The organism is Rhodococcus jostii RHA1 (assembly GCF_000014565.1).
Classification (GTDB): Bacteria; Actinomycetota; Actinomycetes; order Mycobacteriales; family Mycobacteriaceae; genus Rhodococcus_F; species Rhodococcus_F jostii_A.
The window spans coordinates 547,015-560,841 of record NC_008268.1; the positions used below are offsets into that span (position 1 = coordinate 547,015).

Sequence of the window (13,827 nt, forward strand, 5' to 3'; positions counted from 1 at the left end):
TCACTCCTGTCCGGTCAACTCGGTCAGCGTCGCCGAGATCGCGCGCTGGTAGGCGTCTTCGATGAACGTTTCCGACGGGCGCACATACCGCATGGTCGACGCCACCGTCCAGTGCCCTAGAAGTTGTTGTATAGCAACCAGATCCACGCCGCGCTCGTAGTTGTGGGTCGCGCACGCGCGCCGCATCCCGTGCGGGCTGAACCACTCCGCTTCGGGCCGACCCTCCACGCTCATCAAGTGCCGCAACCGGTTGCGGATCGTGGCCGCGGCCATCCGGCCGCCGGACTCGTCACACAGCAGCACCGAGCTGTCCGGGAACCGGCCGCGCACGTCATCGAGATACCAGCGCAACACCAGATCCAGCCCGTCCAGCATCGGTACCCAGCGCGGCCGCGGCCCGGATCCCTTGGCGCCCTTCCCGAAGCGCACATGCAGTTTGCCGAACGTGCCACGCCCGAAGTGCACGTCGCCGCGGTCGAGCATCACCACCTCCTCGGCGCGCACTCCGGCGTGATACAGCGTGCGGAACAATGCGTAGTCCCGCGCGGCCGGGCCGTACTTGCGCGCCGTTGCAATCCGCGCCTTGAGGAACTCGAAGAATGCCGCCACCCGCTCCGGCGCCGGCGGCGGGTTCGCGGTTGGCGAGTCGTCGCCGACGTGTCGGGCGGCGTTAAACTCGTCCAGCGGACAGGCCAGCCGCACGCCGAACGCTGCCTCGATCTCCGCCGCTTTGCGAACCTCGAGGAACCGGTGAAAGCCCTTGAACACCTGCACGTAGTTCCGCCGCGTCGACACCGCTCGACCCGAGCTGGCCAGCTCGCCCACCACCCGGTCGACATCGGCGGCGGTCACCTCCCACACCGGCCGACCCAGCCCCGCCAGCATCCGCTCCAGGACACCGACGTCGTTGGTGATCGTCGAGTCCGCGAATCCACGCGCGGTCCACGACGCGACGAACGCCTCCACGCATTCGGCCTGGAACCGCTGCGGATCTCGCATCGCCACGCCCGGTGTGACCTCGCCCGGGATCACCCGCAGTCGCCCGTCACCCACTGCACACCTTCCTCACACCAAGGGTTTCGTGGTAGTACCTTAACTCACGGGCTTACACCTCGAAGATCAACGACACGCCAATCAGTGGGAAAACCTCAGGCAGCAGCACGAAACTCCGGAAACGAACCTGTGCGCGTTCCATATCCCTCACCACTGTCACCGGCCCATAGCCCCAGGATGTCGCGCTCCCCGTTCACGGTGACGCCGATCGCGACATAGATCGGCCGGTTCGTGACCTGACCGTCCCGGACCTTGACATGGATGGCGTCGATGAAGATCACCGGGTCTAGGGGCCGGAGGGACCATTCGGCCATCTCCGCGAGGACTTTGTCGGTGATCTTGCCGATCGTCTCCCTCGACACCGAGGCGCCGAAGACGTCATCGAAATGGGCGACGATCTCACCTGTGGTGAGGCCTTTCGATGAGAGCGACAAGATGATCTCGTCGACACCGGTGAGCCGTCTCTGTCGCTCCTTGACGATCTGGGGATCGAACGAGGCATCGGTATCACGGGGTACTTGGATTTCGACCGGTCCGATCTCCGTCAGCACCGTTTTCGCTCGTCTGCCGTTGCGGGAGTGTTCCCTCCATTTCTTCCTTCGATCTGGTGTTTCTCGTAGCCGAGGTGCTCCTCCATCTCTGCTTCGAGAGCGGTTTCGAGCACGTTCGCTGCGAGTTGGTTGAGTAGTCCGTTCGGTCCGACCAGTTCCACGCCGTCAGCCTTGCCCTGCGCCAGCAGTTGCTGCGCCAACTTCTGGTGATCGATCTTCGTCTGATCCATAGGATCGAGTGTCTCGGTCATGATTCCGCCTTCCCGCCAAGCAAAGCTCGGCGTGTCGGCCAGCCAGACTCAGATCAACCGATTACCGGACAGTCCCGCCGGGCATGGGTTGCCATCGTGTGCCGGTCGAAATCTTGGCGCGATCCCGGCTGCAGGGTCGAGGACAGCTTGACCGGTTCCTGCGGGACCGTGTGCGGGAGCGTCACCGCGCAGTACAGGATGCGTCCTCGGTCGTTGAACCGTTCCGCGATCTGGATCGCAGCCAGCGGGCGGCGTCGTGGCGGTAACTGTCGATGCCCTTATAGGCGGCGATGTCGGCGGGAAGTTCGGTGATGATGGCGGCGAGTTGCTCGGCCCACGCGGGAATGGTGGCGATGTCCGACAGTGGCGCCATGTAGGTGTGGATGTTGAAGACGAGTGCTCCGGTGAGGGGCAGTCGGATGAGGTGTTCGAGTTCGATCCGCAGTTGCACGCGTCCGTAGTCTCCGTCGGCGATGAGCTTCGGAATGTCGTCTTCCCATTCTGGCCGGGTTTCGAGGCTGGTGTCGCGGTGCGGTGAGCCGACGGCGGAGAAGGTCCAGTTGGCGCGGCGGAAGATCCGGTCGGTGGTGAGATGGCGCATGAACTGCTGCGCACGGCTGGTGATGCCGCCGCTGGTCAGCCCAGGCACCGGGCGGTGAATTTCGTTGAAGTTCATACCGACGTCGAACTTGATCGACCAGTCGGCTGCGAAGGTGACGATGGCCGCATCGAACCAAAGTTGGTCGTGGCGCTCGGTGAGCAGGAGGATGTCGTCAGGCACCTGGCAGCCGATGAAGGTCAGCGGGTCCTCCGGCAGCGTGACCAGATCACCCATTTCGAAGTGTTGGTCGATACCGAGCAACGTGTTGCGCCAGTGGTACCGGATGCCCTGGCCGGTCAGCTGCATGGTCTCCGGGTAGGAGTCGGCCATCTGCCGCATGAGGTAGAGCATGACGTCCCAACAGGCGGGCATCATGTGCGGCAAAATCTGCACTCGACCTGGGTCTTTCGCCAGGATCTCCCGTTTGAGCTGCATCATCGGCACGTATTCGAGGCCGAGGTCGACGACGTGCCGACCCCAGCCCCCGGCGAGGGTGGGGGTATAGCGGGGTGCGGGCTCGACATTGACCGCGTAGCGGAAAGTTTCGTCCCCCGCCGGGAAAGGCCAGGGCAAACAGGTCAGGTCGCTTGTGAGCAGTTCGGTCACGGTACTTCGCTCCAGAGTCGGGACGGAAATGGCGGTGCAAGGGTGATCTCTGGTCGGTCGTCAGGCAACCGATGCCAGATACATCGCACGATGCGAGGAAGTGTGCGGTCGCACGACGAGGTCGCGGGCGCAGCCCGAGCACTCGATGGTGTGGTCGGGGCCCGCGAGGGCCCGGGTGGCGGTGTCGCAGTGCGGGCAGAACACGCTGATCACGTCCACGTGCGAGATGTGGATGAACAACTCGCACGGCAGAATTCCCGCGGCGCGCGCTACCGCAACGGCCTGCATCACCCCGTACTCCGCCCCGGCAATCATGATGCGGACCCCGACGGTGCTGGTGTCGATCAGGTCAGCGATACCCGCACCGTCGGGGAGGCTGTACAGCGTCACTGCGCGGTCCGCGGAGGCGAGATCCCGCCCCCACTTTGCGACCTTGGCGGTGGTGCTGGGGGCATCACCGATCGCGATCAGGAGGTACTGGCGGCCGGATAGGTCCATGCTGGCCGCGGTGATGCCGACCTGCGCGGTGGCGATGTCGGACTCGTCGATGCTTGTCATGACATTCCTCTGAGAGTCGTTGAGGAGCAGGCTCTGTGGTTTGGTGTTCGAGGATCGGAGGAGAGGATCCGGGCGCGCTCGGCAAGTTCGGCGCGGTGGTGATCGTCGATGACGACTCGTCGCTCACTCCCGACACCCGCCGCGGTAGCTACTCGTGCACCGGAGGGTTCGATATCGGCGCTGTACCGGTACCGGTCGCGGGGAAACGGAAATGGGAAGTGTATGAGGCCTTCCGTGGCGGTGCCTGATGCGGCGGACGTCATAGCTCCAGCTCCAGATCCGCGCCGGCGGCCCGGGACACACACGGCATCATCACGTCACCGGTGGACTTCTCCTGATCGGTGAGATAGAGGTCGCGGTGCTCGATCTGTCCGCCGCGCACCGCGAGCTTGCATTCCCCGCATACGCCCTGCCGGCACAGGTTCGGCACATCGAAGCCGTTGTCCAGCAGCGCGTCGAGCAGGCTGGTGTCGGGTCCGACCGTCACAGTGGTACCGGTTCGGCCCAGGGTCGCAGTGAAGGGTTCACCCCCGGCGGAGATGCCGGAGGAGAACGGCTCCGAGTGCACACGCTGCAATGGCCAGCCCCGGGCGAGCGCGGCTTCGGTGACGGCGTCGATCATTGGCGTCGGTCCGCAGGTGTAGAGGTGTGTGCCGATCGGCTGGCGGGTCAAAGTTGGTGTCACGTGGTCCCAGAACTGTTGCGGGGTGTTCACAATCGTCAACCGGTCCCCGCACAGTTCCATCAGGTCGTCGACGTGTGCACCGAAGCCGGAGCGGAAGGAATAGATCACCTCGAACGAGCGACGCCACTGCACTGCCGCACGCACGTGCGACAGGATCGGGGTGACCCCGATGCCGCCGGCGACGAGGACGTGGTGGCGTGCGTTCGGAATCGGAGCGAACGCACTGCGCGGGCGGGACGCGTTCACCTGGTCGCCGACTGCGAGGTTGTGCACCCACCGCGACCCGCCGGCGCCGGCCCGGTCCAGTCGAGCAGAGATCGAGTAGTGGTCCGGTTCGATCGCCGGGCCGGTCAGGGAGTAGGAATTGCGTGTCCCCGGCTTCCAGGTGACCGCGATGTGACTGCCCGGGGTGAAGGACGGCAACGTTCCGCCACCGACTGGTGCCAGGACAACCTGACGGATGTCCTCGCACAGCATCGTGGTGTCGGCAACGACGACGGAAAGGTCGCTTCCTACCGCGGCGTTGGTTGTCGCGGCCTCGACTACTTCGGTCACGTCAGGTCCTCCGAATCTGCTTGATAGCCAAGATAGGCATGGTGACGGCGGGAGAAGTGGTGGTAGACGGTCAGCGTGACGGTGTGGCAGTGCGCGCAGAACACCTGACGTGTCCGCTGAGTGCATCCACTGTTGCCATCGAGGATTTCGATCACGCCGGTCTCGATCCGTGCCCACACCTGAGCGAGCCCCACACACGCGACGTCGTCGGGGTCGGTGAGTGCGATGCTCATTACGCATAGCGGTCGCGGCCGGCGCACGAGCGCGTGCGCGGGAATTCGCGCGGCAGCACCCACGGCCACCACCAGGTAACAGGAGGCCGAGCTCTCGACGTCACCATCGCGTTGTGGCCACGCGGTCGCCCAGCGAGGCACGCTGGTGGTGGTCATGCTCACTGCCATCGCTGGTTACGGTGCGAAGGAGCGCTGACCGACATAGAACGCCAACGCACCCTCAGGGGTACTGAATCGGATCCGCGATCCCTTCGGGAAGAAAATCGCGTCCTTCGCCTTGGCGACCTCCTTCTGTCCGGTGTCGAGATTCTCGAGAACGAACTCGCCCTCGAGCACAACCTTCATTTCGTCGTACTCGTAGAGGTAGTCGAGGGGATCGTCCGTGTGCCGGAGTTCGAAGTAACCGGCCGACATCTCGGACCCGTCTGGGTTTGCGTACACGTCGTCGATGAAGCCTTCGGTGCCCGGGTATTCCGCAACCGGCATCTGCGGCAGAGACTTCCAGAAATCTGCAGTGACGCGGAACGGTGCGACGGTCTGTCCGATCGCACTGGAATCGGCAACGGTCATTGGGGTCCTCCTGGGGATGGGATTGCACGATCGACACTCGATCACCATGTGATGAAACTGAAGATAATGGTAGGAAACCATGCCGTGGGTTACGCGCTCGTAAACGCGCGTGACAAGGAGGTTTTATCTGTAGGAGCTGCGGGTGAGGTGAGAGAGTCGACGTGGCGCCGCCGCTCGGGGTCACCGGCGGTGCCCGGCTCGGACCATCCCGAGGCAGCGCTGTCTGCAGGGCTTGGTGGCTCGCTGGTCGAAGCACTTCGGGGACAACGCCGATGGAAGGTTGCGCTTGTCCACACCCTTCACCCGCTGTTCTGGATCTGGACACGAAAGGCGGGGACACGACCGACCGGACCGACCGTCCTGGCCGGCCATCCGGAGGGATCGATAGTGGGTGCATTCACTCAGAAGGTCCTGAGAGCCCGCTGGTCCGCGGACGAAGCCCCATCGGTCCTGCACTTCCCCGCAGGAAGCACAGGCGATCACCAGCGTTTGGAGGCACTGACGTCCGGAGTAGCCGACGCGGCCGTTCTGGGCTCCGCGTTCGCCCCCAGCGCCCTGTCACGACTCGGGCTCACCGACTCGCTGTTCTTCGGCGTCGCCCTGAAATTCCCCACTGCGGGTGTCGCCGTCGACGTGGCGAGAACCAGCGTCGACCACCCGTCGGTACGAAAGGTCGTCGCCGCACAGACGGCGGCAATCGCGAAGGTCAAGAGCCGGGATCCCGTGGCACTCGATGCGGTGGCGTCGCTGCTGCACGACAACAGCCGGACAGATGCGCAGCACGCTTGCGTGCAGCACTTCCCCACCTTGCGCGTCGTCGACCGGGTCAGGCTCTGATCGATGCTGCATCCGTATCCACGGAAGCGGTGTCCATCCGCGAGTTGACGACTGCGGACGAGTAGCCCGCGAAGCCCCGTGGCTTGTCAGAGATCGAGTACGAGGTCGGTTTCGGGTTGCGAGCAGCACAAGAGAGTCGTGCCTGGCATCGGGGGCTCCAGGGGGTCCGGTCGGTATCGAACGGTTCCGGAGAGGATCGGGGTCTGGCAGGTGTGGCACACGCCGGTGCGACACGACCAGCGGGTCGGAACGTCGCAGGCTTCGGCGAGATCGAGGACGGTGCTGTACTCGTCGCTCCATGGCACGGTGAGTCCGCTGCGGGTGAACGTGATGCGCGGCCCGCTGCCGACGGGTCCAGGGGGCAGATGTGGCGGGGTGTGGGTCGCGTCGGTGAGTCCAGGATTGATGGCCGGGAGTGCGCCGAACAACTCGGTATGGATGCGGTCGGACTCCACACCGAGGTGCATGAGTGCCTCGCGCAGCACGGCCATGAACGCGGTGGGACCGCACAGGTAGGTGGTCACGTTGGTGGGCAGGCCCAGGGCGACCAAGGCTTCGCGGTTGATGCGGCCGGGGAGGGCGGGCGGATCCAGGTTCGCCGTCGAACTCTGGGCGGTGTAATAGACGTGTTCGTGACCTCGGTCGACGCCGGTCAGCAACCGGTGCGCTTCGGCCGCGAAAGCGTGTTCGGCGGCTGAATGGGCGGTGTGCAGCCACCAGATGTCGCGCTTGCTGTGGGCTGCGGCGAGTGCATGCAGCATCGCCAGAACGGGGGTCACCCCGACGCCGGCCGAGAGCAGGAGCACGGGCGTCGTGCCGTCGTGATCTTCGGGAAGGACGAAATCGCCACGCGGAGAGGCGACGTCGAGGGTGTCGCCGACACGTAACTGCGTGTGGAGATAGGTACTGACGAGGCCGTGGGTCTCACGTTTGACGCTGATGCGGTACTCGTTGTCCGACGGCGCGGCCGACAGCGAATAGTTGCGCACCGGTGGTGGTTCGCCGGCGCCGGCGACGCGGAGGGTGAGGTACTGGCCGGGTTTCGGACGGGTCAACGGGGCGTCGTCCTGTGGTGCCAGGTGGATCGACGCCACCGTTGTGCTCTCGGAAACGATCCGTGCGACGCGCAGCGGTCGGAAGCCGGCCCAGCCGTCCGGTTGGGCTCCGGCGGGCGGCTCGCCGGCGCGCGTCGGGCGCTCTGCGGCGTCGAGCAGATCACGAAACGATCGCTGCCAGCCGGGGCTGAGCGCCGGGATGTCGACTGCGTTCCGGAGCTGGCCGATGTCCCGGTCGGGCAGGTAGAGCAATGCGTCGATCGCGGCGACGCTCATGCGGTGCCGGCCGATCCGGGTGCGGATGATCTCGTCGCCTGCCTGCACGTGACCTTCGGCGATGACCCGGAAGTAGAACCCGGGCCGGTGGTGAGCAACAAGCAGCGCCGGCATCTCGGGTTCACCCAGACGCATTCCGACCCGATAACAAGTGACGCGTGGCTGAGTGACCTCGAACTCGGCATCACCGATGCGATAGCGGTCACCGATGTGCACCTCGTCGTCGGGTAGGCCGTCAACGGTGAAGTTCTCACCGAACTGACCGTATTCGAGATCGTCGCGACCGAGATGACGCCGCCAGAAGTCGTAGGACTGACATTGATAGACGAGCACGGCACGTATTTCTCCGCCGTGACCGTCGAGGTCTCCTTGACCGTCGCCGTCGATGTCGAGCGTGCGGACCATGCGTGGACCGTCGACGGGGTACTTGAAGATGCCCGTGTGGACGGTCCGGCCTTGCCACGGCACGTCCTTGGGCATACCGACGTTGAGTGACTGCAGGCGTGCCACTGTGGTTGCCCCTCACTGTTTCGCGCGGAACGGGTTGCCGGAGGTGTCCGTCGTTCGCGCCCCGGTCATCGCAATGAGCAGCGTCGTCAACCAACAGCGACCACCTCGTCTGCATCTCTCCTACGGTTGGCACAAAGGCGTCCCGTCGCAGAACATCCTATATCCAACTGTGATCTGCGCCACTCGGCCTGGGCTGGCCCGTTGTGGTCGCCTGTCTACGGGAATCTGGTTGCCAGCCACGCGCCGATGTCGGCGGCGGCGAGGCTGGCACCGGTGGGTGCGCCGTCGTGGATCGGTCCGCCGAAGTGGGTGCCGGCAACGCGGACGTGGGTTTTGTCCGTCGATCCGAGTGCATCGCACATCGTCTTGGCATCGTCGGGGAAGCAGGCCTGGTCTCCGGTGAGTTCGACGAACAGTGTCGGTGCGGTCACCGTCGGGGCGCAGCGCAGGAAGTCGGCGTTGCTGCTGAGCCCGGACCAGGTCGACAACCAGGCGTCCGGCGTGGAAAAGCGGCCGAAGCCGACGAGTCCGTAGTTGGTCAGGTCGGGTCGCCGGCCGAACAGCGACCCGTAAGGGCGTTCGTTCGGGTTCAGCGATAGATCGACGAACCGTAGGTCCGCATCGGTGCGATAGACGGTCAGGACGCGGGGCGCGAGGGCGGCGCGGCGATCTCCCGGATCCGACGTGCTCTTGTACCGTCGGCGCGCGTCGGCCGCTTCGTCGATGCGTTGCCGGGCGATGGTGTCGAGGCGGGTAATGCGGTCGTGCTGCGCTCGGCGGTAGCGGGTGATGAATTCCGTTGAGTAGGACGAACTGTGGGGTGGATCGGCGAATCCATTCGCTGGATCGAACGGGTTCAGGTCCGGATCTGTCGAGAGCGGGTCGGACTCGTCGACGACCGACGGGTCGATCAGCCGCAGCAGCAGTGCACCCTGACCGGGGTGCGGTGCCATGAATATCGCCGCGTCGGGCCGGGGCATGTCGGCGCCAGCCAGATCGATGGGTCTGTCCGCGGGGGTATGCGTCAACCGCTCCCCCGACGGCAACCCAGCTTGCTGGTGGTAGAACGCAAAGAGGGTCCCGCCGCCGGAATGGCCGAGGGTGACGATGTGGTCGAAGCCCCTCTCCCGCAGGAATATTTGCCCGGCCGCGACATCCAGCAAAGCCTGCTCGTGCACGAGAGCGACGTCGTTGTTGACCGATCGAGTGCCCTGCGTCCACACCGCGTATCCGCGGGCGAGCAGCTCGGGCACCAGCACGTGGTGAGTCAGATCCTGGCGCGGGTGCATCAGCGCGACGACGGTGTGCGCGCCGGGCACCATCCGCAGGACGCCGGAGACCTTCGCTCCGTCCGCGGTGGTGAGTTCGTGTACCGACGTGACGGTGGTGTCGGGGGCCTGGGCGGCGTCGATGTACCGGCCGGCGCCGAGCCGCTGGGTGCTGTCGTTCATTGCGGCTCGACTCGCATGGCGTCCTTGTCCCACTGTGTGATTCGGGACTGCGCCAATCCGGCGACGCTGCTGTACCAGACGGCGTGGCGGCAGCCGGTGGCACGGCGGTCGATGACGATGGCCGAGTCGGAGACGATTCGGAAGTAGGGTCCGACGTGGTCGACGGTGACCGCCGGGTTGCGACCGGCCACCTCGGCGACAGCTGTGTTCTCCGGGACGTCGAGGATGAACAGGGTCGTCATCGTGTCACCATCTCCTTCGATTCCTGCTCCTGATGCCAGGCCGCTGCCCGTTCGGTGATCAGTTCGGCTTTGCGGGTGAGCAGCGCGGCCATGCTGGGGTCCGGGCCGGTCACGACGTCGACGAGGGCGTCGATGGTCAGGTTGGCGTCGAGGTCTTCCTGCGGGGTGACCGGGCGCAGCGCCCGGGTAATTTCGATCATGTAGCCGTTGGGGTCGTGGGTGTAGATCGACTCGATCGTCTCGTGCTGGATCTGCATCTCCACCGGCCACGCGCTGTGGTCCAAGCGCCGCCGGTATTCCATCAGGTCGTCTTCGCTGTCCACGTGGATTGCCAGGTGACGGGAGCGGATGAAGAAGATCGGGACGTCCTCGGCAAAGCGCGAGTAGGAGTCGCCCTGCGGGCCGCCGTCGAACGGTTCGAGGCCGAAGTAGTAGAAGAAGGCCAATCGGTCGTCGTTGCCGATATCGAAGAAGAAATGGATGAAGTCGGGGTGTTTCTCCGGGCCCCAACCGGCCGCGCAGATCGAGTGCACCACCGGGAACCCGAGAACGTCGCGGTAGAACGTGACGGTCGCGGCGGGGTCGAATGTCGGGTAGGCGACGTGGTCGACGCCTTTGACTGTGTGTTGCAGGTCGGACATGGTGAACTCCAATGGATTCGAGGCTACTGAACAGTGGTGGCCGGAGCATCGGCACGCAGCAGACCGCCGGCTCCGGGAATGTCGACCGCAAGGTCGAGCGCCCGCAGCAGGCTGTAGGCGCCGGCGGTGGCGGCCGAGAGGACGGGCAGCCCGAACTCGTCTTCGGCCGATTGGACGAGGTCGAGTGAGGGCATCTGCACGCACGCGGAGAGCACCAGCGCGTCGGCTCCGGCGCGGTCGAGCGATCGGGCGGCGTCCATCACCCGGTGGCCGGGGATGCAGCCGACCTCCGCGTTGTCGGCGACTTCGAGGGCTCGCCAGTCCGTTACCCGGATTCCTTCGGCCTCGATGTACGCGACGACCTGCTCGGCGAGGGGACGCATGTAGGGGGTGACCAGGACGATCCGTTCGGCGTGGATCGCGTGGAGTGCTTCGACGAGTGCGCCCGCGCTCGAGCGGATCGCCGCTTCCGAACCGCCGGTGGCCAGTTGCTCGGCAATCAGCCCCTCCACTCGCTGATGCTCTCCGGGCCCCACCGACATCAGGGCGACCAGGCACGCGTAGAGGATAGCGTCGACCCCGGCATCACCGAGCTCGAGGATGCATCGCTCGCGTTGGGCGTTCATCGCCCGTAGCTGCTCAGGGGACACGGACTGCATCCGCATCCGGCTCGAGTGAAACGAGAACCGCGCGTCCGCATGCCGGTTGAGCAGTGCCGGCATTTCCGTCTCGACGGTCACATTTGAACTCGGTACGACGAGCCCGATGCGATGAATGCCCATGTTGTGGCCCTTCTGAGGGGGAGTCGGACGTAGATTTACGCCTATGACGAGTATTCGACGCCGATGATGATTCGTCAAGACCCCGAGTGGCGCGAGCGTGGGTTCGCCGCGGCTTTCCTCGCATCCGTGACGGCACTCACAGTTGCCTCTTGACATGTCATCAGTCACGTCGAATACTCGACACAGACGTAAGGAGTGTTCGAGGATGACCTCACACCGCCCCCTGAATTTCCCCCAGCACGAAGGAGCGCAGCTGCAATGGCATATGTGATCGGAGTGGACGTCGGTGGCACGTTCACCGACGCGGTATTGGACGACGATGCCGGCACTGTTCTCGCCGCGAAGGCCCCCTCGACACCGCCGGACTACTCCCGCGGCGTGATCGATGTCCTCGAGGTACTCGCCGGGCAATTGGGCTGCCCGATCGAGGAAATGCTGGCAAACACCCACCACATCGCACACGGCACCACGTCGTCACTCAACGCGCTCGTCATGGGCAACGTGCCCCCGGTCGGCTTCCTCACCACCAAAGGCCATCGCGACTCCATCTACATCATGAACGTCGAGGGCCGATACCTGGGCGGCTCACCGGAACAGTTACAAAATGTCATGGGACAGAGCAAATCTCATGGACTGATACCGAAGAAGCATGCCCTGGAAGTCACCGAACGACTCGACCGCGACGGCAACGTCGTCGTCGCACTCGACGAAGAATCCGCCCGTCGATCCATCCGCGCGCTCCTCGCCGACGGCATCACCGCGATCGCAGTCTCCCTGCTGTGGTCGTTCCGCAACCCGACGCACGAGCAGCGCATCCGCGAGCTCGTCCACGAGATCGACCCGACGGTGTTCGTGTCCCTGTCGAGTGAGGTGAGCCCACGCATCCGCGAATTCGCCCGCAACGCGACGACCATCATGAGCACCCAGATCGGACCGGGGCTGCGTGACTACCTCGGTTCACTGGAGTCCGAGCTGCGGGACCGCAAACTCGCCGGACCCCTGCTGGTGATGCAGAGCAACGGCGGCGCCGTCGCAGCCGCCGAGGCACCGAAGAACGCGATCAGCACCGTCGGATCGGTGCTGACCGGTGGCGTGGTCGGTGCGGTGTCCCTCGGCAAACAACTCGGCCACCGCAACATCATCGCCACCGATGTGGGCGGCACCACCTTCCTTGTCGGCCTCGTCGTCGACGGCGAGCCCGTCCGGGCGTCCAGCACGATCATCAACCACCACCCGATCAACGTTCCCACCCTCGAGGTACACGCCATCGGATCCGGCGGCGGCGCCATCGCCTGGGTCGACCCCGGCGGCAATCTCCAGATCGGCCCGCACAGCGCCCAGGCCGTCCCCGGCCCGGCGTGCTACGGCCAGGGCGGCATCGAACCGACCAACGCCGACGCGAATCTGGTTCTCGGGATCCTGCCCGAACACGGGCTCCTCGGCGGCCGTAAGCCGCTGGACAAGGACCTCGCGCGGGACGCGATCCGCACCAAGATCGCCGAACCCCTCGGGCTGTCGATCGAAGACGCGGCCGCGGCCATCTACGCCGTACAGAACGCCCAGACCGGTGACCTGCTGCGCAAAACGGTGGTCGAGGCGGGACACGACCCCCGCGACTTCGTGCTCTACGCCTTCGGCGGAGCCGGCCCAGCCCACTGCGCCGCCTACGCTCGCGAGGTCGGCGTCAGGGAAGTCATCGTCCCACTCGGCCAGGTGGCCTCGGCGTTCTCCGCCTACGGATTGGCCTCGTCCAACATCGTCCTCGCCGCCGAACTGTCCGACCCTGCCGCCATGCCGCTCGATCCTGTCCGTGCCGAGCGCAACTTCGCCCAACTCGAGTCCCAGGTCCTCGAGCAACTCAACCGGCAGGGGTTGACGTTCACCGGGGTGGAGATCGAACGCGAAATCGACATGCGCTACACCATGCAACTCGCGGAGGTAGCGACGGCGGTACCTGCCGGCAGCCTCGACGCCGCCGGTATCCACGCCGCGTCGGACCTCTTCGAGCAGCGGTACGCCGAACTGTACGGAAAAGACAGCGGTTTCCGTGAGGCCGGAATCCAGGCCATCACCTACCGTGTCCGGGCCACCGGCCTCCTGCCGTTCTCCCCTACCCTGCCGGAGGTCAAGTCCGCGGACTCCGCCGATCCCACACCAGCACACATCGGAACCCGAAAAGTGTGCCTGGACGGCCGGATCGGGTACGTCGACACCGACGTCTACGACTACAGCAAGCTGCTCGCCGGACACGTCCTGCACGGGCCGGCCATCATCGAAGTCCCCACGACCACCGTCGTCGTTCCCCACGACACCACCGGCACCGTCGACCGCCTCGGCAACCTCACCATCGTCGCCCAGTAGGAGCACCGA

The 13,827-nt window shown here is 65.3% G+C and carries 13 protein-coding genes and 1 pseudogene; 2 read left to right on the forward strand and 12 right to left on the reverse strand.

Going from position 1 to position 13,827, the window contains the following annotated elements:
• The 7 genes and pseudogenes from RHA1_RS02295 to RHA1_RS02330 all read right to left on the reverse strand — a co-directional run bounded on the left by RHA1_RS02295 (position 1) and on the right by RHA1_RS02330 (position 5,663).
• Positions 1-1,053 (reverse strand): tyrosine-type recombinase/integrase, encoded by a 1,053-nt coding sequence (locus tag RHA1_RS02295; protein WP_011593731.1) that lies wholly within the window; start codon positions 1,051-1,053, stop codon positions 1-3.
• 143 nt (positions 1,054-1,196) lie between these two features.
• Positions 1,197-1,855: pseudogene (locus RHA1_RS44405) on the reverse strand (IS256 family transposase); the annotation flags it as partial.
• A gap of 181 nt (positions 1,856-2,036) precedes the next feature.
• A complete protein-coding gene (locus RHA1_RS02305; protein WP_011593734.1) occupies positions 2,037-3,062 on the reverse strand; it encodes a heme-dependent oxidative N-demethylase family protein in 1,026 nt (341 codons plus the stop codon).
• A gap of 60 nt (positions 3,063-3,122) precedes the next feature.
• Positions 3,123-3,620: a dimethylamine monooxygenase subunit DmmA family protein gene (locus RHA1_RS02310; RefSeq protein WP_009473078.1), complete on the reverse strand. Its 498-nt coding sequence runs from the start codon at positions 3,618-3,620 to the stop codon at positions 3,123-3,125.
• A 259-nt stretch (positions 3,621-3,879) separates the two neighbouring features.
• Entirely contained in the window at positions 3,880-4,860 is a 981-nt protein-coding gene (locus RHA1_RS02320; RefSeq protein WP_011593736.1) for a PDR/VanB family oxidoreductase, read from the reverse strand.
• Positions 4,857-5,249: a hypothetical protein gene (locus RHA1_RS51510; protein ID WP_237726832.1), complete on the reverse strand. Its 393-nt coding sequence runs from the start codon at positions 5,247-5,249 to the stop codon at positions 4,857-4,859. Before RHA1_RS51510 ends, RHA1_RS02320 begins: the two co-directional genes overlap by 4 nt.
• An 18-nt stretch (positions 5,250-5,267) precedes the next feature.
• Complete coding sequence (locus RHA1_RS02330; RefSeq protein ID WP_011593738.1) at positions 5,268-5,663, reverse strand: cupin domain-containing protein; 396 nt, start codon at positions 5,661-5,663, stop codon at positions 5,268-5,270.
• A 387-nt stretch (positions 5,664-6,050) separates the two neighbouring features.
• On the opposite strand from RHA1_RS02330, the gene RHA1_RS02335 reads away from it, so the two are divergent.
• Complete coding sequence (locus tag RHA1_RS02335; RefSeq protein ID WP_237726833.1) at positions 6,051-6,500, forward strand: hypothetical protein; 450 nt, start codon at positions 6,051-6,053, stop codon at positions 6,498-6,500.
• 86 nt (positions 6,501-6,586) lie between these two features.
• Here the strand turns inward: RHA1_RS02335 and RHA1_RS02340 are convergent, their stop codons facing one another.
• The 5 genes from RHA1_RS02340 to RHA1_RS02360 all read right to left on the reverse strand — a co-directional run bounded on the left by RHA1_RS02340 (position 6,587) and on the right by RHA1_RS02360 (position 11,457).
• Positions 6,587-8,341 (reverse strand): MOSC and FAD-binding oxidoreductase domain-containing protein, encoded by a 1,755-nt coding sequence (locus RHA1_RS02340; RefSeq protein WP_011593740.1) that lies wholly within the window; start codon positions 8,339-8,341, stop codon positions 6,587-6,589.
• A gap of 215 nt (positions 8,342-8,556) precedes the next feature.
• Positions 8,557-9,792, reverse strand: coding sequence for an alpha/beta fold hydrolase (locus tag RHA1_RS02345; protein ID WP_011593741.1), 1,236 nt, complete (start codon positions 9,790-9,792; stop codon positions 8,557-8,559).
• Entirely contained in the window at positions 9,789-10,034 is a 246-nt protein-coding gene (locus RHA1_RS02350; RefSeq protein ID WP_009473087.1) for a hypothetical protein, read from the reverse strand. The genes RHA1_RS02345 and RHA1_RS02350 overlap by 4 nt, the downstream gene beginning before the upstream one ends.
• The gene (locus RHA1_RS02355) at positions 10,031-10,675 is read right to left on the reverse strand and encodes a VOC family protein (RefSeq protein ID WP_029538308.1); all 645 of its coding nucleotides are present in this window, start codon (positions 10,673-10,675) and stop codon (positions 10,031-10,033) included. Before RHA1_RS02355 ends, RHA1_RS02350 begins: the two co-directional genes overlap by 4 nt.
• Before the next feature lie 23 nt (positions 10,676-10,698).
• The gene (locus RHA1_RS02360; RefSeq protein ID WP_041810960.1) at positions 10,699-11,457 is read right to left on the reverse strand and encodes a maleate cis-trans isomerase family protein; all 759 of its coding nucleotides are present in this window, start codon (positions 11,455-11,457) and stop codon (positions 10,699-10,701) included.
• Between the two features lie 258 nt (positions 11,458-11,715).
• On the opposite strand from RHA1_RS02360, the gene RHA1_RS02365 reads away from it, so the two are divergent.
• Complete coding sequence (locus tag RHA1_RS02365) at positions 11,716-13,818, forward strand: hydantoinase/oxoprolinase family protein (RefSeq protein WP_011593744.1); 2,103 nt, start codon at positions 11,716-11,718, stop codon at positions 13,816-13,818.
• Positions 13,819-13,827 lie beyond the last annotated feature (9 nt).

Bases quoted from the DNA above. Each gene is read 5' to 3' on its own strand.
- RHA1_RS02355 (WP_029538308.1), bottom strand. From the start codon at position 10,675: ATGTCCGACCTGCAACACACAGTCAAAGGCGTCGACCACGTCGCCTAC.
- RHA1_RS02350 (WP_009473087.1), bottom strand. From the start codon at position 10,034: ATGACGACCCTGTTCATCCTCGACGTCCCGGAGAACACAGCTGTCGCC.
- RHA1_RS02365 (WP_011593744.1), top strand. From the start codon at position 11,716: ATGGCATATGTGATCGGAGTGGACGTCGGTGGCACGTTCACCGACGCG.
- RHA1_RS02345 (WP_011593741.1), bottom strand. From the start codon at position 9,792: ATGAACGACAGCACCCAGCGGCTCGGCGCCGGCCGGTACATCGACGCC.
- RHA1_RS51510 (WP_237726832.1), bottom strand. From the start codon at position 5,249: ATGACCACCACCAGCGTGCCTCGCTGGGCGACCGCGTGGCCACAACGC.
- RHA1_RS02310 (WP_009473078.1), bottom strand. From the start codon at position 3,620: ATGACAAGCATCGACGAGTCCGACATCGCCACCGCGCAGGTCGGCATC.
- RHA1_RS02360 (WP_041810960.1), bottom strand. From the start codon at position 11,457: ATGGGCATTCATCGCATCGGGCTCGTCGTACCGAGTTCAAATGTGACC.
- RHA1_RS02330 (WP_011593738.1), bottom strand. From the start codon at position 5,663: ATGACCGTTGCCGATTCCAGTGCGATCGGACAGACCGTCGCACCGTTC.